The following is a 17285-nucleotide window of genomic DNA, read 5'->3' as shown; positions in this document are numbered from 1 at the left end:
GATTTGATCCGCCTCCCAGAATAAAACATATTTTTTGTATTATTGTTTTATGGAAAATAAGTTCCACTTGGCGTTAAGGTGGATGCTGTGTACCACAGTCAGGTGCCGTGCCCAGGTAAATGATGTGACGCTGATTAGGGGCGGCTTAAACATTTGAAGCTAAAAATTCATGTTTTACAGGAGAATAAAGATGACGCTGAAATTAGGGGTGATTGGTACTGGAGCCATTGGCCAGGAACATATCCGCCGCTGTAGCTATGTGTTACAGGGGGCAAAGGTGGTCGCAGTTTCCGATATCAACCTCAAAGGAGCTGCCGAGGCGGTTAAACGTCTCGGTTTGGAAGCAGAGGTGTTGTCCGATGGCGAACAGGTCATCAATTCCTCCAATGTGGATGCTTTGATTGTGACTTCCTGGGATCCCACCCACGAAGCGTTCGTTTTAGCTGCGATTGCCGCGGGCAAGCCGGTATTTTGTGAAAAACCGCTGGCGATCACGGCTGAAGGTTGTAAACGCATTGTCGATGCTGAAATCGCTTATGGCCGTCGTCTGGTGCAGGTCGGTTTTATGCGTCCCTACGATCAGGGTTATCAAGCCTTGAAAAAAGTGATCGACAGCGGTGAAATCGGACAGCCCTTAATGCTGCATTGCGCGCACCGCAACCCTGCCGTGGATGAGAGTTACAGTACCGATATGGCAATCACCAATACGCTAATCCACGAATTAAGCGTATTACGATGGCTGCTGAATGAAGATTTTGTTTCGGCTCAGGTCATTTTCCCACGGGCGACGGCGCATACCCACGCTAAATTGCGCGATCCGCAAATTGTATTGCTGGAAACGGTCAAGGGTGTACGCATTGATGTAGAAATTTTCGTTAACTGTAAGTACGGCTATGACATTCAAACTGAAGTAGTAGGGGAAAGCGGTATTGCCAGCCTGCCGGAGCCAAGCAGCGTTTTATTACGCAGCAATGCCAAACGTTCACACAATATTCTCACCGATTGGAAAGATCGTTTTATTGATGCCTATGATACCGAACTACAAGACTTTATTAATGGTGTTATTAAAGGGGAATTGACGGGGCCTTCCGCCTGGGATGGATATGCGGCCTCAACGGCGGCAGATGCTTGTGTTAAAGCGCAAAACACCTCAGGTCCAGTGAGTATTTCTTTGCCTCCGCGCCCGGCTTTTTACGAGCGTTGAATACTCGTGCGTAAATTCGCATAAGGCGGCTTGAAAACCGTTGTTGGACAATTTCACTCTTTAAGGTGCGTTTATCATGGACAAAAATAAAGTCAGACTCGGCATTGCGCCTATCGGTTGGACGAATGACGACATGCCCGATTTAGGCAAGGAAAATACATTTCAGCAAACGGTAAGCGAGATGGCGCTTGCCGGTTTTACAGGAAGTGAAGTCGGCAGCAAATATCCACGCGATCCAAAAATTCTCAAGCCGATGTTGGATTTGCGCGGCATTCAAATATGCAATGCCTGGTTCAGTACTTTTTTCGCCGACGGAGAAAAAGCGCGCACCATTGATGAATTCATCATACATCGCGATTTCCTTCATGCGATGGGAGCGAAAGTTATCGGCTGTTCGGAGCAGTCGCGCAGCACGCAGGGCACATCGCGTCCCGTGCTTGAAGGGCGGCCAATTTTTACCGACAGTGAATGGCAACTCGTGGCGAATGGCTATAACGAATTGGCCGACCTCGCTGCCGAGAAAGGAATGACGGTAGGTCTTCATCATCATATGGGGACTGGCATTCAAACCGCGAAAGAAATTGAGCATTTTCTTGATATCGTCAATGACGATGTTTATCTGCTCTTTGATACCGGTCATGCCTATTATTCCGAAGGATCTCAGGAAGCGATGTTACAAATCCTGAAGGCGCATTTGCCACGTATTAACCATGTTCATCTAAAAGATGTTCGAGACAGCATAGTGAATGAGGTTCGTACTCATAAACTGAGTTTTCTTGAGGGTGTTAAAAAAGGCACTTTTACCGTACCGGGTGATGGAATTATACAATTCAAGCCGGTCTTTGAGTTATTAGAGGATTTTGGTTACGAAGGATGGATTGTCGTAGAGGCAGAACAGGATCCCGCCAAAGCTAACCCGTTTGAATATGCCCTCAAGGCGCGTCGTTACATTCAGGAAGTGGCTGGAATTTAACGTCATTTCTTAGATATTGGTTTATTGATGTTTTCCCCGCGGGGTAATTAATTCGCCTCGCGGGAGTTAAATCATTAAGACAGGTTATTAATAAAAAATTAACGTAAAAAAAGAAGCTTTCACTCAGCGAGTAATTGAGTACCAACGGCTACGCGCGGTGATAAATAAAGTATTTATTCGATAAGTTAGAATTAAAAGCCTTTGATGAATATTGGGTTTAATTTGTAAGTCACCATGACGGGGTTACATATCATGTTAGCCAGATGAGATATCAATTCCTAATTGATGAAGTATTTAGATTAATTGTTGCCCATTCCTATTACTGCAATATGTCCCTACAACAGAGTCTAAACGATCATTGGAGTCACTATGGAACATGAACAGTTTATAACAAAAAATACGGCCTCCGGCCCGAACAGCACGACCAAGACAGAACCGTTCGTCAAGGTCATTGCTATCATCTCAACACTAGGGGGCCTGTTATTCGGTTATGACACAGGCGTTATTTCTGGCGCATTATTGTTTATGGGCAAAGAATTACACCTGACTCCTTTTACCACAGGGCTAGTGACCAGCTCCTTGCTGTTTGGTGCAGCATTTGGTGCCTTGGCAGCCGGACATCTCGCGGATAGCGCTGGGCGTAAGAAAATTATTATCCTACTGGCGATTATCTTTGCGGTGGGCGCTGCGGGTACCGCCATGGCACCCGATGTGAATTGGATGATTTTCTTCCGTCTGGTTCTCGGTCTGGCCGTGGGCGGTGCGGCGGCGACTGTGCCGGTTTATATTGCAGAAATTGCGCCAGCGAATCGGCGTGGCCAATTAGTGACCATGCAGGAGCTTATGATTGTTATCGGGCAAATGCTGGCGTATATCACTAACGCAACCTTCCACGAGATCTGGGGCGGTGATACCACCTGGCGTTGGATGCTGGCCATTGCCACTATTCCTGCAATCATGCTCTGGTTCGGCATGATGTTTATGCCAGACACGCCGCGCTGGTATGCCATGAAAGGCCGTTTTGCCGAGGCTCGCCGTATTTTGGAACGAACCCGTGCCAAAGAGGATGTAGAGTGGGAATTGACCGAAATAGAGGAGACTATTGAAGAGAACCGCCATAAAGGTAAAGGGAAACTGCGAGATTTGGCCACACCTTGGTTAGCCAAGCTGTTCTTTCTCGGCATCGGTATCGCCACTATTCAGCAGCTTACGGGCGTTAATACCATTATGTATTACGCGCCAACCGTACTTAAAATGTCTGGTCTAAGCACCGATGCGGCTTTATTTGCCACCATTGCGAATGGCGTAATATCGGTATTGATGACCTTCGTAGGTATTTGGATGCTGGGCCGCATTGGGCGCCGTCCGTTGGTATTGATAGGGCAAATAGGCTGCACTGCCTGCTTATTCCTGATAGGTCTCGTCTGTATGCTGCCCGAATTTCATGCTAACGGCGGAGTGAATCTTGTTCGTTGTTATATGATCTTGGCCGGTATGTTGCTGTTCCTTAGCTTCCAGCAGGGCGCATTATCACCTGTCACCTGGCTGTTACTGTCTGAGATTTTCCCGACCAGAATGCGGGGGATCTGCATGGGGGGAGCCGTATTCTCTCTGTGGATAGCCAATTTTATTATCTCGATGGCGTTTCCACTGTTACTGGCCTATTTCGGTCTGGCGGGAGCATTCTTTATCTTCGGCGTTATCGGTATCGGCGGCGGAATATTTGTCATTCGCTGTATTCCCGAAACGCGTGGCCGCAGCCTGGAGCAGATCGAGCATTATTTTTATGCAAAATATAATTCTAGCGCGAAAGTGAAGGGGCTGTTAAACACCATTGAGAAACGCAAAGTCTGATGTTGTTCTGTTACGCGCTGGCCTTTATTAGCAGGGCCGGCGCGTAGTGCGTTAATCCGCTAAGTTAACTCGTAAAACTTGAGAGAGACGCCCTGCGCCGTTCGTTGGCCAGTGCAAATGAATATAGATTCAGTCATCCAGCGCAGTGCCTCGCTATACACCTCGAACTTGGGGACAGCACGAAAATAGATTTCCTCCTGCGGGATCAGATTAAAGAACGACATATCGTCACTAAACAGTTTTTCTCTCCACTCCGCAGGAATGCGGCGGATGCCGTTATTCTCAACATAGACCCGGCCCTCGCTGGTTTCCAGTCCGTATCGCGCGGAAAGCTGGCAGGTTCCGTCGGGGTGAATAATTTGGCTGTCGATGCCCCCTGGTAGTACCTGCCCACGTAATCTTCCGCTGACTTCCCCTTCTAGAATCGCGATCAGTTGGCGTTTTCCGCCTTCTGCTGTGGCATTCACGACTATCGGTTTATCGACTTTGATCTCCACAGAAAAACTGTGTTTGAGCTCTGGATGCATTATTCCTCCGCAGTTTGAGCGATTTATAGCTGTGTATAAAACGGAAGCGCTTTAGCTTGTATCGGCTAATGGGTTTCTGTTTTTCAATTAAAAATCAAAAATTTCAAGGAAAGAACGAATGAACTATAACATTGCGGAGCGCTTGTGTAAGACTTTGAACAACATGGGTTATCCGGTTGAAGAAAATCAGTTTGACGCCCACTCCACCATTGAAATCAGTTTTGCCAACATTCCCAGCCTGTTTTTCTCTGTCATTGACGACAGATTATGGCTGTGGAGCGCCCTGACATGGATGGACAGCTCAACCTTTACCTCCTGGGGGGCAGAACTCTGGGAAGAGTTACAGGCGGCGCTGTGCTGGGTTGTGACGGGTCAGCCGGTTCTCGGGCTTGGCAGCGAAGGCTATGAGCTGAAAGCGCTGGTGGATGACCACTGTTTTGATGAAGAGGCGCGTCTTGAAGAGTTGCTGGAAGGTTTCTATGTACTTTGTGTTCGTCTGCATGAGCGTTTTAGTCAGTCCCGCTAGGCTCCTTGCCGTTGTCCAGCACTATCTTGAGGGGTATCCATCGTTAATTTGACGGCTATCACGATATGTGAATTTCATAAATAAAATAAATGGCTTGTTTGTTTCGTTTTGTGCACAGTAGATCCTATCGAACTGTTTAGCGACCTGTTTCACCTAGTTTTGAGAATAATGAAAAAGGCATTCCACGGAGTCTCTGTATAGTTTTTGGGGATAGCAACGCCGTCACACCGCTGAGAATAGCCACTGAAACAGGGTTTGATGCGCCTGAGGTTAGCGGTATTAATGGCCTGAGGCGCATTGGGGGGCATAAGCCCGAAGAGGTCGCGGAATGGACGTCAATCTTATCTACGGTATTCACTTCTGTGGCGGACGTGTGGTGTCCTGAGCCGCTTAGCCCGACGCATTTGAAAGATGACCTGTGGCAAAGGGGTAAAGACAATTTCGATAGCCTGACTGCCTGGACTCACCGTTAGCGCCGGAGAGTAAGAACAAGGATGTTCTTAAAGTGGGATCCGGCTTGGGGTCTACGAATGAAATTTTTTGTTCATTTTGTTAGACTGAAACATTCACTATGATGTTAATTAAGGGCGGCTTCCCGTGTCGAAACATACCACTCAATTGTCTATTTTACAGGAAGACATTCGTACCCGTTACGACAGTCTGAGCAAGCGTCTTAAACAGGTAGCACGCTATATTCTTGATAATAGCAACAGCGTAGCGTTTGATACGGTGGCGTCCATTGCTCAGCGTGCCGACGTGCCGCCCTCGACGTTGATTCGTTTTGCCAGCGCTTTTGGCTTTAGCGGTTTCAACGAAATGAAACAAGTATTCCGTCAACACCTGATGGAAGAGACGGTCAGCTATACCGAGCGTGCGCGCTTATTTCGAAAGTCTTCTACCGAGGAAGGCACTGCCGCACCGGAAAAACCGGACGAAGTGTTGAACATGTTCTCGATGGTCAATGCGCAGGCGCTACAGCAGTTGCCTGCACACATTACCGCCGAACAGCTTGACCAAGCGATCGCCATGCTCTCGCAGGCGGAAAACATCTATATTATCGGCCTGCGTCGTTCCTTCAGCGTGGCCAGCTATTTAACCTATGCGTTGCGCCATCTGGAGCGTCGTGCGTTTCTGATTGACGGACTCGGCGGGATGTTCTCAGAACAGTTGAGCATGGTGAGCCCAAAAGATGTGGTCATTGCTATCAGCTATTCGCCTTACGCCAGTGAAGCGATGGAACTCGTCCAGCTCGGTGCACGTCGCGGTGCGCGGCAGATAGCGATTACCGACAGCCAGGTCAGCCCATTAGCGGCATTCAGCGACGTCTGCTTTGTCGTGCGCGAGGCCCAGCTCGACGGTTTCCGTTCACAGGTTGCATCAATGTGTCTTGCGCAGACTATTGCAGTGTCGTTAGCGTTAAGTAGTGCAGAGTAGGTTTTGATTTTCAAATAAAATCGCCGCCAAATGAATCCAAAAAGCGCGCAATCGCGCTGTTGGAATCCCCCGACGCCCATGCCTCCATCCCGACCACGCCGCGATACCCTGTCTTATAAAGCGCGCGTGCGATCGCCGGGTAGTTAATTTCTCCGCTGCCCGGCTCTTGACGGCCTGGTACATCTGCGACCTGAACTTCACCAATGTAGGGCGCCGACTGGCGAATCAACTCAATTAGATTACCTTCACCAATTTGCGCGTGGTACAGGTCCAGATTCATCTTTAACCACGGGCTGTCGACGGCTGAAATCAGCGTCAGAGTGTCCTGTGCGCTGGCGAAGGGGGTTCCCGGATGATCAACCTGGGTATTGAGGTTCTCCAGCAAAAATACCTGCTGGTGGCGTTCGCCCAATTTGGCAATTTCGCTCAGTGTTTTATAGGCCTTAATCCACATCGCGCCGGTGACGTGGCTTTTCGGTTTGAGCGGCAATCCCTGTCCGTCTAGGCCGGTACCGTGCAGATTGAGGCTAGGGCAGTTCAGGCGCCTGGCAATCTCAATCGAGACTTCGGCTGTTTCAAGCAGACGCGCAATGCCGTCATCATCCAGCAGATCACCGCTGATGTAGCCGGTCATTGAGGTAAAGCGTGCACCGGTTGCGGCAAGCGCGTCGATGTCTTTTTGAGTCCAGTCCCAGATTTCTACCGCAAATCCCGCCTGATGAATACGTTTAACACGCTCAACAAAAGGCAAGTCCAGGAAGACCATTTCGGCGCAGACTGCCAACTGGAAAGGAGAGCTAAGGGCCGTGGACATAATATTTTCCTAATCAAAGATCTTAAAAAGCAGCCCGGAGGCTGCTTAGAAGTTTGAAGTGAAAGGCCTAATGCAACTGATTAAACCTTATTTCTTGGATATTGATCTGAGTTTACCCAGGCGTGGTCCTTTTCCCAGGTAAATTGCCATTTACGTTCCGGACCGGCCATAACGTTCAGATAATAGTTATCGTAACCGGCAATGGTTGCCACCGGGTGATAACCGCGTGGAACCTGCACGACGTCGCGATCGTATGGCGCCATGCATTCATCCAGGCTGCGATCGTCGGTGTAGACGCGGTGCAGCGCAAAGCCCTGCGGGGGATCAAAACGGTGATAATAAGTTTCTTCCAGATAGGTTTCCTTACCTTCCACCGGCGTATCGTGCTTGTGGCTAGGATAAGAACTGGAATCGCCTTCATCGGTATAAACCTCAACTACCAGCAGGCTGTCGGCTGGCTTGTCGTCAGGGAGGATGTTATGCACCAGACGGCGGTTACGTCCTTTGCCGCGACGCTCAACGCCCACGTCTTTCGGCGCAATCAGTCGTGCAGGCAATTTGCCGAAGCCGGGGGCACTGCATACTGCCAGCTCCAGCGCGGTTTCAGCTTTCACTTCTGAGGGCGTATTGTGCGGTACGTAGACCGACCACGCGGGAATGCGCTCAAACGGGCTCATTCGTTGGCCAATATGCTCAAACTTTTCTGCAGGAGTGACCACGCTTGCCCGTCCGGAAACGAGCACCAGACAGCGTTCTTTATCATCCGCTGGCAGGGTCAGCGTCTGACCCTCTTCAAGTTGATAAACGTCGAAACCCACATACTTCCAGCCCGCACTTTCTGGCGTAATATGCTGGATACGCCCGTCTTTCGATGGGGCATGCTTACTGAGCAAGCGGGACATGTTCCTCTCCTTGTGTAGAAAATATTAACCCAGCGTCGGCATGCTGAACTCGGCAACGGTATGTTGCCCGGTTGGCCAGCGAGTGGTCACGGTTTTCATACGCGTATAGAAGCGGACGCCGTCTGGCCCATGCACGTTCAACGCGCCAAACACCGAGCGTTTCCAGCCACCAAAGGAGTGGAAGGCCACCGGTACCGGCACAGGAATATTGACACCCACCATGCCAGCCTCAACGTTTTGCACAAACTCACGAGCATAGTGACCGTTGGTGGTGAAAATCGCGCTGCCGTTGCCAAATTCATGGCCGTTAACAGTGTTCAGCGCCGAGTCGAAATCTTTCTCGCGGACGATGCCTAAGACCGGTCCAAAAATCTCTTCGCGGTAAATCTTCATATCGGTGGTGACATTGTCAAACAGTGTACCGCCAACGTAGAAGCCTTCCGGATGACCTTCAACCTTGTGGTTGCGGCCGTCGATAACCAGTTTCGCGCCTTCGGCAACGCCCTGATCGATATAGCCAACGACCTTGGACTGGTGAGCCTTAGAGATGACGGGGCCCATTTCATTTTCTTCTTTACCGCGCAGATTTCCCGGGCCGATACGCAGCGCATTGACCAGCGGTGTCAGCTTGGCAATCAGTTTGTCGGCGGTGTCATCACCTACGGCAACCACGATTGGCAGCGCCATGCAGCGTTCACCGGCAGAGCCGAATGCGCCGCCCATAATGGCTTGCACGGTCGCATCGAGGTCGGCATCCGGCATGACGATAGCGTGGTTTTTCGCGGCACCAAACGCCTGTACACGTTTACCGTGGGCGCTGGCGGTAGCGTAGATATGCTGGGCAACCGCAGAGGAGCCCACAAAGCTGACTGCCTGGATACGTTCATCGCTGGTTAACAGGCTGGCGGCTTCGTTGCCACAGTGAACGACGTTGAAAACGCCGTCCGGCAAGCCTGCTTCTTTCAGCAGTTCAGCCAGACGGATTGAGGCAGAAGGGGCTGGAGCCGGTGGCTTCAGGATAAAGGTATTACCGCAGGCCAGTGCGACCGGGAACATCCACATTGGCACCATTGCCGGGAAGTTAAATGGCGTAATTCCCGCTACCACGCCCAGCGGCTGCATGACCGAGAAACTGTCTACGCCAGTGCCGACGGTGTTGGAATACTCGCCTTTTAACAGGTGCGGAATACCGCAGGCGAATTCAACCACTTCCAGACCGCGGGTCAGCTCACCCAGCGCATCGGAATAGACTTTACCGTGTTCGCTGGTGATCAGTTCAGCCAGCTCATCACGGTTCTTCTCGATCAAGGCTTTGAATTCAAAAAGGATACGTGCACGGCGCAGAGGCGGAGTCTTGGCCCATGAAGGGAAAGCCTTGTGTGCATGCTCGATGGCCTGTAACACTTCCTTCTCGGTGCTTTGTGTGACCTGACGGATGACCTGACCGGTAGCCGGATTAGTTACCGGCAGAGTTTCTTTGCTACTGCTCGTGTGGAGCTGGCCATTAATGAAATTCGCGATTGTTTCCATCTTCTCTACCTTACCTCAGAACCGTGATGAGTATGCTGGACCCTGCTAAGGATCGCCCGACTGAATTAACCTTATTACTTTGAACTAAATGTTTCAAATTAAATTTTATGGAATTTATGTTTCTGTGATCGGTGGCAGGATTTTATGATCTCAACCTGCGGAGATGTGCACCTAAAATACAGGCCTTAAAATTATATCTATATGATTTAAATGCTTTAAATTTTTGATGAAATGCCGTCAGATAAGGCCTGGGCTGAAAACGTCATAGAGACCGTTGTCATGCGCACGAGAATGTCTGACATTTCATTTTAACGGTATAAAAAGTTCATTACAGGTGTTTTCTGGACACTGGGGCGTGGATTTATCCTCGTTTTGTCAGACCGAGTTTCACCAGCAGCATGCCGAGAAAAGCGCACACCGCTGCCAGCAAAAATACGCTGCGATAGCCCGCGTGGCCTGTGAGAATCCCTGCCAGAGGGCCTGTCAACGCATAGGCCAAATCTTGAAAGGCCGAAAATCCCCCCAATGCCGTACCTCTGGCCTCTGGCGGTACACGGCGCACTACCTCAACGCCAAGCGAAGGGAAGATAAGCGAACAGCCACAGCCAGTGAGCGCGGCACCAGCCAGCGCCATCAAGGGATTAACCGCCAGAAAAATCAGCAGCAGCCCGGCGCATTCCACCAGTAAGGAAAACTGTGCCACCTTAATGCCGCCCATCTTGTCCGGCAGGTTGCCAAAAGTCAGCCGGACGGCGATAAACGCACTGCCAAACGCCGTCAACGCAAAACCGGCATATGGCCAGCCAAATTGGGCAAAATAAAGGGTGACAAACACGCTGAGCACCGAGAACCCGATACCCTGTAGCATAAGGCCCAGACCCGGTCGCCAGATGAGCAGCCAAATAGCGCTGAGCAGCTGTCTTTTGCCAGTATGTACGGCAACCGGTGGTACGCCTTTGTCGATAACCAGCGCAATCAGCGGCAATACCAACATCAGACCCGAGGCGGCGGCCATCCCCTGAGAGTGGTAAATTGCTAATCCCAACGGTGCACCGGCGGCCATCGCGCCATAGGTCGCCATTCCATTCCAGGACATGACCTTACCCGCCAAACTGCTGCCAGCCAGCCCCATTCCCCAGGTCAGATTGCCGGTCAGTAACAGGCTTTCGCCCACGCCAAGCAGTACGCGTCCGCCGATCAGTAGGCCGTAAGCCAGCGCGAGAGCATTTCCCGGCATCAACGCGGCAGCAAGCGTGGCAATGCCTGAACCCACGCAGCTGGCCATGCCCAGAAAGGCGGTGCGCCGCGCGCCCTGATGATCGGCCCAGCGGCCTGCGGTACTTCGCGTGATAAGCGTGGTCAGAAATTGGGTACCGATGGCGATACCGACCATCACGTCGTTCAGCCCTAGCTGTTGATGTACGTAAAGCGGAATAATCCCCAGCGGCAGGCCAATCGACAGATAGGCGACAAACATGCCGATACTGAGCCGTAATAAAAGGCGGCGAGGGTGTGGCTCCTGAATTAATGTCGTCATCGGCGGAACCCATTGTGGTTAATGAATGACATGAGCGGTTAAATGCGACAAAGCTGAAAATAGCGAGGGCCTGACTGTCGAGCGGAAGTCAGGCCCCAAGGGCAGAGTATTAGCGATGGCTAGCCGGGCGATATTCACGCCAGTATTTGATGAGCGTGAGGTAACGCTGCTTCACGTCGTTAATCAGTTCTTCATCATTAAACTTGTTTGCCAGCCACTGGCGGGAGGATTCGCCAAAGATGGTGCGTCCTACCGCAAAGCCTTTGACCCATGGAATATCTGCTGCGGCCGCAAAGCCGGTTTTCAGCGTAGATTCTGGTGCGTCGAGGCCGAGGATCAGAATGCCGCGGCAATCAGGATCGTTGTTGTCGATAAGCTGACCTATCGCTTTCCAGCCTTCGACACTTTGCGCAGGAAGTTTCCACCAGTCAGGCTGGATCCCGAGGGAGTAGAAGCGCTCAACGGTCTGGGCATAATATTTCTCGTCCTGGAAGGGACTGTCGCTCGGAAGGATAATCTCAAGCAGCAGCTCGTGGCCGGACTTGCAGCACGCCTGGTAAACTTCCAGCGCCAAGGCCTCCTGTTCTTCACGCAGTGCAGCATCGTCTTTTGGATGGTAGAACATCAGGCATTTCACCACGTGTTCCAGCGGCCAATCGATCAGCTGCGAACCAATGTTCCCGTGTTCAAGGCGCAGAGGACGCGAACTCGGCAGTTCAATCGGGCGACCAATCCACCAGCCTTCGCCGGTAATGGCATTCAGTGCGTTCTGTCCGAAGGTCGTGTCGGCAAGAATACCGCTGTTGTTACGCAGCCCGGCCTCTTTAGCCGCCTGACGCGCACCCTCGAGCAGCAATACTTTCAAACGCGGGATCTCGTTGACGTTAGCGCCGACTTCCTGCGCCATGTCCACAAGCTGTTTACGGTGGTCGAAGGCGAAGATGCACAGTTCTGGCCAATGCTGCTTGCGGGTGGTGACCCGATGCAGGTGGTTCAGGCGGGCGTCTTTGTCTGGCTGCGGCACAGATTTGTCACGCAGCAGATAGTCGTCCAACTCTTTTTTGGTTGGCATGGCGGGCGCACAGCCGTGGCGTGAAACCACCAGCGCACCGCAGGCGTTGGCGTAGCGGCAGGCTTGTTCCCAGCCTTCGTCATTGAGATAACCGCGCAGCAGGCCTGACATGAAGGCGTCGCCCGCCCCCAGTACGTTCAGCACTTCGACACGAACGCCGGTTTGCAGTTTTACCTCATCCCAGGACGTGGGGATCTGCTCTTCAAATACCGAGCAGCCTAATGCACCGCGTTTGCAGACCAGGGTGGCATCGGTCAGTTCACGAACGCGCGCCAGGGCGGTCAGGGTATCGGTGCTGCCGCCTGCGATGTGGAACTCTTCTTCCGTCCCGACAATCAGGTCAAAGTGATGCAGCACCTCTTGAATCTCGCGGGTGACCTTCTCGGATGAAACAAAGCGGGTTTCACCGTCACCCAGCGCGGTCAGGCCCCACAGCACCGGACGATAGTCGATGTCCAGCGCCCGACGCAGGCCGTGTTTTTTGGCATAGTCCAGCGCGGTCAACACCGCCTGGCGGGTATCGGGATGCGAAAGGTGTGTTCCGGTGATAGCCAGAGCGCGCGAAGAAGCGATGTAGTCTTCGCTGATGTCCTGTGGCTTCAGCGCCATGTCGGCACAATTATCGCGGTAGAAGATAAGCGGGAAAGTGTCTTGATCCTTGATGCCCAGCAGCACCAGGCCGGTCAGACGATCTTTATCGGTAATCAGATATTGGGTATCGACGCCGACGCGGGTTAACTCTTCGCGCAGGAAACGTCCCATGTGTTCATCGCCGACGCGGGCGAGCATGCCGGAGCGCAGCCCCTGAATAGCCGTTCCGTAAGCCACATTACCCGACGATCCGCCGAGGTATTTGGCAAAGGAGCTTGCATCTTCCAGGCGGGCGCCAATTTGCTGCGCATACAGATCGACGGCGATACGTCCCAAACAGATAACATCCAGTTTCTTTTGCACGTTGTTCATCTTCCTATCCTCAACCCAAGCTGAATGGCCTTTAAAGTATATTAAGGATTAATAATTTCATTTTCAATATAAATGAAATATTTTAACGCATTGTTTTTATGATGTTGCTCACAAATTATCATATTGGTGAAAGGTTTAATCTTGCGTTATTTTGTTAATTTTTTGTTTTTTATAGAAAATAAATTAAATTGTGAACCCACTGGCAAAATGAAATGAAATATCCTGTTTTGACATTTTTAATTCATTTTATGTCTATCCCATAAACAAATGGCCCGGACTCTCATGATGAGGAGCCGGGCCATCTGGTCAGGTCAAAGGAACGCTTATTTTATGCCATCACCCAGGGGGCCGATGTTTTCGCCATGAACCGGTTCAACGTCGTCTTCGATATCGCGACCATAGTATTTTCTCAACACGATGGCTTCGATTCTTTCTAACGGAACGTTAGCTGTTTCAGGTACATAGCGATAAGTAAACAGGAACATCAGCAACGAGAAGCCCGAGAACAGCAGCAGCGGGAACCCACCGTGAAACACCTGCTGCAGGTAGGGGTTGCTGTTCATGATAGGGAAGGTGGTGCTGACGGCAAAGTTAGCGACAGACAGCGAGCACACCGAAATACCTACGCAGATAGAGCGAATTTCCATCGGGAAGATTTCGCCCAACACGGTCCAGATAACCTGACCCCAGGTGATACCAAACAAAAACATAAAAGCAAACAGACCCAATACAGAGTATACCCCTGCGAAGCGCAGATAGAATGCGGCGAAGGAGTAGGCCAGACAAACCGTCGAAGCGAGTGCGCCCCACAGCAGCAGTTTACGTCGCCCCACTTTATCCAGCAGAAACATGCCCACTACGACACCAAGGAACTGCGCAAAGGCCAGCACGAAGGCCAGGAACATTGCAGTGTTGTTATCGCTGGAGATATTTTTCATCAACGTAGGGCCAAAATACTGAATGACGTTTACGCCGCTCAGTTGGTTACCCAAGGCAAGGCCAATACCAATGATTAACAGAGGAAAGGTTTTTTTATTCAGTGTGAATTTAGCTTTTACCGTACTGTGGATATCGGTCTTAATTGAATCTTTGATTTCACCAAACACGGTTTTGGCATGTTCAAGGTTTGAAATTTTACCCAGGGTAGTCAGCGCTTCTTTATCGCGACCCTTAAATACGCTCCAGCGTGGCGATTCGGGGATAAACGAGATAAACACCAGTAAAGCGATGCAGGGAACCAGCGCCGAGGAAAGGATTAGACGCCAGCCGGTATCCACTAAAACGGCGGAGGTCATTGATTTACTGATGAAGAAGTTGGTCAGCATCACCACGCTTTGACCGCCCACACAGCAAATAGAGTAAAGCGCGGTGGTTCGACCGCGATATCTTGAAGGAGAAAGTTCCGCCAGATAAATGGGAGAAATCACGCAGGCCAAACCAATAGCGAGTCCGCCAATCAACCTGAACAAAATAAAGACGGTGAAGTTATGTGCCAGCGCTGTGCCGACAATGGACACCGCGAAAATAATGGCAGTCACGCAAAGTGAACGCTTTCTGCCGAAATGGTCACTTATTTTTGGCGCAACCAGACAGCCGATGAGGCTTGATACTTGAATACAGGACACTGCCCAACCGGTTTCTGCCGGGCCGAGCTGGAAGTAAGCACTGAGTGGTTCAATCGCCCCTGAAATGATTGAGCTGTCGTATCCCATCAGCAGGCCCCCAAAAGCAGCGACGGTGCAACAAAGCATCAGGTAGACCAGGTTGTAATGAGTCTTGTTTGTAGCCATTTTTACCCTCCCTTTTCACATTCAGTAGCGCACTCAATTGCGAAAGGATTCTGTACAGGTTAATGAGACATTCTATAAAAAATTGCTTTTTTTGAAATAAAAATTCGCAAATGAATATTAGTGAATTATATGTTTCATTAATGTGAGGGGGGCGACAATTTAAAAAATAGTCTCGTTTTATGAAGAAAATTTTATCATTATGTTTTTAAAGTATTTTATGTGAATTTTATTGCGAAGGCGGGAATAATTTGTGACGTGGTCGATGTTTTTATTGTGTTAACCTGGCTAAAAAGCGCTGTATAAAATGAGCCAAAGCCTGACATTAATTTTCGAAAAGACTCCTCAAATATAAGGACTTTCTATTGAGTTACCCGTAGCCAAAACCGCGGCTGCATAGCTTTGCCGAACGTAAACGGGTCAACGCCTTTTTACCTGCACCTTAAACAGCCACATGCAGTGACGCTGAATTATTTGCCGCATGATGATGGCTGTCAGTGACAGTAAGTGAAAGATTTATTCGGAATGGCAAAGTGTGCCTGCGATGAGGTTATTTAGGCGCATGTTTCAGGCCATAAGCAGATAAGTGGCATAACCGACGATGCCCCAAAATGTTAATGAAGAGCATACCATTCCGATCCAGACTTTACCTTTAAAGGTCATTTTAAATTTCTCTTAACTAATTGAGTTGGCTTGAGTTAACCGATAATTTATCTGTCTGATCCTCCTGATGCACTTTGTTTGGCCTTAAAATAAGACTTCCACAGCAATATTCAGAAATTTTGAGCGCTTATTGCAATATTGAGGCAAGCATTAACGGCCTTAAAGAAACCTTAATTGCCTTAGTTTCTTGATTGATATTATTCAAATGAATCTGCTATAACACAGACTTAACCCCCCTAATTTAATTCCTGCTCTATGATTGTCAGACCCCATCAACATTGGTTCCGAAGATTGTTCGTTTGGCACGGCTCTGTGCTGTCCGAGATCTTATTTCGTTTAAGCTTGAATCTGGCGATGTCGGTAGTCGCTATTCTCTGCTTCCAGTGGTACGAAGCCCTTGGCGTCAAGCTGACGTTGGCTCCCTTTAGCCTGCTGGGCGTCGCGATCGCCATCTTCCTCGGTTTTCGCAACAGCGTCAGCTATGCGCGTTTCACCGAGGCGCGAGTACTTTGGGGAAGTTTGCTGATTGTTAATCGCTCTCTATTAAGACAGGTTAAAAGCATTCTGCCGCAGCGTCCTGAACTGGCGCAGGAGTTTGCAGCACTGCTGATAGCCTTCAGTTATTGCCTGAAACATCAGCTGCGCGGGACGTCAATGCGTGAAGATTTGGCTCGTCTTTTGCCAAATCACGACCTGAAGTCGCTGGAGAGCAGCGCGTCGCCCTGTAATCGAATCCTGCTGCTAATTGGGCAGTGGCTGGGAGAGCGCCGTCAGGCGGGTGAGGTGTCGGACATTCTGTTTCAGAGCGTTGACCAAAATATTAATCAGCTGTCTTCTGTGCTGGCGGGCTGCGAGCGTATTTCTAATACGCCTATTCCGTTTGCCTACAGCCTGATTGTGCATCGCACGGTCTATCTGTTTTGTTCGCTGTTGCCTTTCGCGCTGGTGCCTGATTTGCACTACATGACGCCGCTGGTTTCGGTATTTATTTCCTATACCTTTATCTCGCTGGATGCGCTGGCGGAAGAACTGGAAGATCCGTTCGGCACGGCACCGAACGACCTACCGTTGAACGCAATGTGCAACGTTATTGAAATCAATCTTCGTGAAATGAATGACGAAACGAACCTTCCGCAAAGACTGCGACCGGATAAACAGTTCCAGCTAAACTGATTTATTTGTCAATCTTCTTACCCTCAATATGACCCAGTGAGCGCTCAGGAAAACAGATATCTCGCACCCTTTGTTTTATCTGGGCGGCATCTGGAAAGCCGCCGTCTCGTTTGCGTTCCCAAAGAATGTGGTCATCGAGGGTAATTTCATAAATACCGCCGGTGCCTGGCATGAGTGTCACGGAGGCGAGATCGGTACTGAAGGAGTTCAGCAGCTCCTGTGCCATCCAGGCTGCGCGCAGCAGCCAGTTGCACTGTGAGCAGTATTTGATGGTAACAGTGGGGCGTTTTTCCATGTGGATGGCTTCCGTTAAAGTGAATGAATCC

14 protein-coding genes are annotated in these 17285 nt (G+C 50.3%); 6 read left to right on the top strand and 8 right to left on the bottom strand.

The features are described from left to right. The first annotated feature begins 190 nt into the window (after positions 1–190). From iolG to BS640_RS05670, 3 genes are all read left to right on the top strand, one after another. Positions 191–1204, top strand: coding sequence for a bifunctional inositol 2-dehydrogenase/D-chiro-inositol 1-dehydrogenase (gene iolG, locus BS640_RS05680; protein ID WP_017491473.1), 1014 nt, complete (start codon positions 191–193; stop codon positions 1202–1204). A gap of 76 nt (positions 1205–1280) precedes the next feature. After that, positions 1281–2177, top strand: coding sequence for a myo-inosose-2 dehydratase (gene iolE, locus BS640_RS05675; protein ID WP_017491472.1), 897 nt, complete (start codon positions 1281–1283; stop codon positions 2175–2177). Positions 2178–2546: 369 nt separating this feature from the next. After that, positions 2547–4031, top strand: a complete 1485-nt coding sequence (locus tag BS640_RS05670) for a sugar porter family MFS transporter (protein ID WP_017491471.1) — start codon at positions 2547–2549, stop codon at positions 4029–4031. A 59-nt stretch (positions 4032–4090) separates the two neighbouring features. On the opposite strand, the gene BS640_RS05665 is transcribed toward BS640_RS05670, so the two are convergent. Next, on the bottom strand, positions 4091–4558 hold the full coding sequence (locus tag BS640_RS05665; RefSeq protein WP_017491470.1) for a DUF3237 domain-containing protein: 468 nt from the start codon (positions 4556–4558) through the stop codon (positions 4091–4093). Between the two features lie 118 nt (positions 4559–4676). Here BS640_RS05665 and BS640_RS05660 point away from each other — a divergent pair, with 118 nt between their 5' ends. Together BS640_RS05660 and BS640_RS05655 are read left to right on the top strand one after the other, a co-directional pair. Continuing rightward, positions 4677–5084 carry an InvB/SpaK family type III secretion system chaperone gene (locus tag BS640_RS05660; protein ID WP_017491469.1) on the top strand — a complete coding sequence of 136 codons (408 nt, stop codon included), beginning with the start codon at positions 4677–4679 and terminating at the stop codon, positions 5082–5084. Between the two features lie 597 nt (positions 5085–5681). Next, on the top strand, positions 5682–6518 hold the full coding sequence (locus BS640_RS05655; RefSeq protein WP_017491468.1) for a MurR/RpiR family transcriptional regulator: 837 nt from the start codon (positions 5682–5684) through the stop codon (positions 6516–6518). A 10-nt stretch (positions 6519–6528) separates the two neighbouring features. On the opposite strand, the gene BS640_RS05650 is transcribed toward BS640_RS05655, so the two are convergent. From BS640_RS05650 to BS640_RS05625, 6 genes are all read right to left on the bottom strand, one after another. Next, positions 6529–7332, bottom strand: coding sequence for a TIM barrel protein (locus BS640_RS05650; RefSeq protein ID WP_017491467.1), 804 nt, complete (start codon positions 7330–7332; stop codon positions 6529–6531). Positions 7333–7412: 80 nt separating this feature from the next. Beyond that, on the bottom strand, positions 7413–8234 hold the full coding sequence (gene iolB, locus BS640_RS05645) for a 5-deoxy-glucuronate isomerase (protein ID WP_017491466.1): 822 nt from the start codon (positions 8232–8234) through the stop codon (positions 7413–7415). Between the two features lie 24 nt (positions 8235–8258). Beyond that, positions 8259–9764: a CoA-acylating methylmalonate-semialdehyde dehydrogenase gene (locus tag BS640_RS05640; protein ID WP_017491465.1), complete on the bottom strand. Its 1506-nt coding sequence runs from the start codon at positions 9762–9764 to the stop codon at positions 8259–8261. A gap of 361 nt (positions 9765–10125) precedes the next feature. Continuing rightward, a complete protein-coding gene (locus BS640_RS05635) occupies positions 10126–11301 on the bottom strand; it encodes an arabinose transporter (RefSeq protein WP_051040057.1) in 1176 nt (391 codons plus the stop codon). A gap of 109 nt (positions 11302–11410) precedes the next feature. Further along, positions 11411–13336, bottom strand: a complete 1926-nt coding sequence (locus BS640_RS05630; RefSeq protein WP_084912150.1) for a bifunctional 5-dehydro-2-deoxygluconokinase/5-dehydro-2-deoxyphosphogluconate aldolase — start codon at positions 13334–13336, stop codon at positions 11411–11413. Positions 13337–13659: 323 nt separating this feature from the next. Next, a complete protein-coding gene (locus tag BS640_RS05625; protein WP_017491462.1) occupies positions 13660–15126 on the bottom strand; it encodes a sugar porter family MFS transporter in 1467 nt (488 codons plus the stop codon). Between the two features lie 915 nt (positions 15127–16041). Here BS640_RS05625 and BS640_RS05620 point away from each other — a divergent pair. After that, a complete protein-coding gene (locus BS640_RS05620; RefSeq protein WP_026110474.1) occupies positions 16042–16959 on the top strand; it encodes a bestrophin family protein in 918 nt (305 codons plus the stop codon). 1 nt (position 16960) lies between these two features. Here the strand turns inward: BS640_RS05620 and BS640_RS05615 are convergent, their stop codons facing one another. After that, entirely contained in the window at positions 16961–17254 is a 294-nt protein-coding gene (locus BS640_RS05615; RefSeq protein WP_017491460.1) for an Rdx family protein, read from the bottom strand. Positions 17255–17285 lie beyond the last annotated feature (31 nt).

The sequence above is a fragment of the Rouxiella badensis genome, from assembly GCF_002093665.1.
GTDB classification, from domain to species: Bacteria; Pseudomonadota; Gammaproteobacteria; order Enterobacterales; family Enterobacteriaceae; genus Rouxiella; species Rouxiella badensis.
Note: the sequence above shows the minus strand (reverse complement) of the source record. Positions and strands in the feature narration are given on the sequence as shown.

What these genes read in the sequence shown, in the direction of transcription:
- iolG (WP_017491473.1), top strand. Translation starts at nt 191, where the DNA reads ATGACGCTGAAATTAGGGGTGATTGGTACTGGAGCCATTGGCCAGGAA.
- iolE (WP_017491472.1), top strand. Translation starts at nt 1,281, where the DNA reads ATGGACAAAAATAAAGTCAGACTCGGCATTGCGCCTATCGGTTGGACG.
- BS640_RS05670 (WP_017491471.1), top strand. Translation starts at nt 2,547, where the DNA reads ATGGAACATGAACAGTTTATAACAAAAAATACGGCCTCCGGCCCGAAC.
- BS640_RS05665 (WP_017491470.1), bottom strand. Translation starts at nt 4,558, where the DNA reads ATGCATCCAGAGCTCAAACACAGTTTTTCTGTGGAGATCAAAGTCGAT.
- BS640_RS05660 (WP_017491469.1), top strand. Translation starts at nt 4,677, where the DNA reads ATGAACTATAACATTGCGGAGCGCTTGTGTAAGACTTTGAACAACATG.
- BS640_RS05650 (WP_017491467.1), bottom strand. Translation starts at nt 7,332, where the DNA reads ATGTCCACGGCCCTTAGCTCTCCTTTCCAGTTGGCAGTCTGCGCCGAA.
- iolB (WP_017491466.1), bottom strand. Translation starts at nt 8,234, where the DNA reads ATGTCCCGCTTGCTCAGTAAGCATGCCCCATCGAAAGACGGGCGTATC.
- BS640_RS05640 (WP_017491465.1), bottom strand. Translation starts at nt 9,764, where the DNA reads ATGGAAACAATCGCGAATTTCATTAATGGCCAGCTCCACACGAGCAGT.
- BS640_RS05635 (WP_051040057.1), bottom strand. Translation starts at nt 11,301, where the DNA reads ATGACGACATTAATTCAGGAGCCACACCCTCGCCGCCTTTTATTACGG.
- BS640_RS05630 (WP_084912150.1), bottom strand. Translation starts at nt 13,336, where the DNA reads ATGAACAACGTGCAAAAGAAACTGGATGTTATCTGTTTGGGACGTATC.
- BS640_RS05625 (WP_017491462.1), bottom strand. Translation starts at nt 15,126, where the DNA reads ATGGCTACAAACAAGACTCATTACAACCTGGTCTACCTGATGCTTTGT.
- BS640_RS05620 (WP_026110474.1), top strand. Translation starts at nt 16,042, where the DNA reads ATGATTGTCAGACCCCATCAACATTGGTTCCGAAGATTGTTCGTTTGG.
- BS640_RS05615 (WP_017491460.1), bottom strand. Translation starts at nt 17,254, where the DNA reads ATGGAAAAACGCCCCACTGTTACCATCAAATACTGCTCACAGTGCAAC.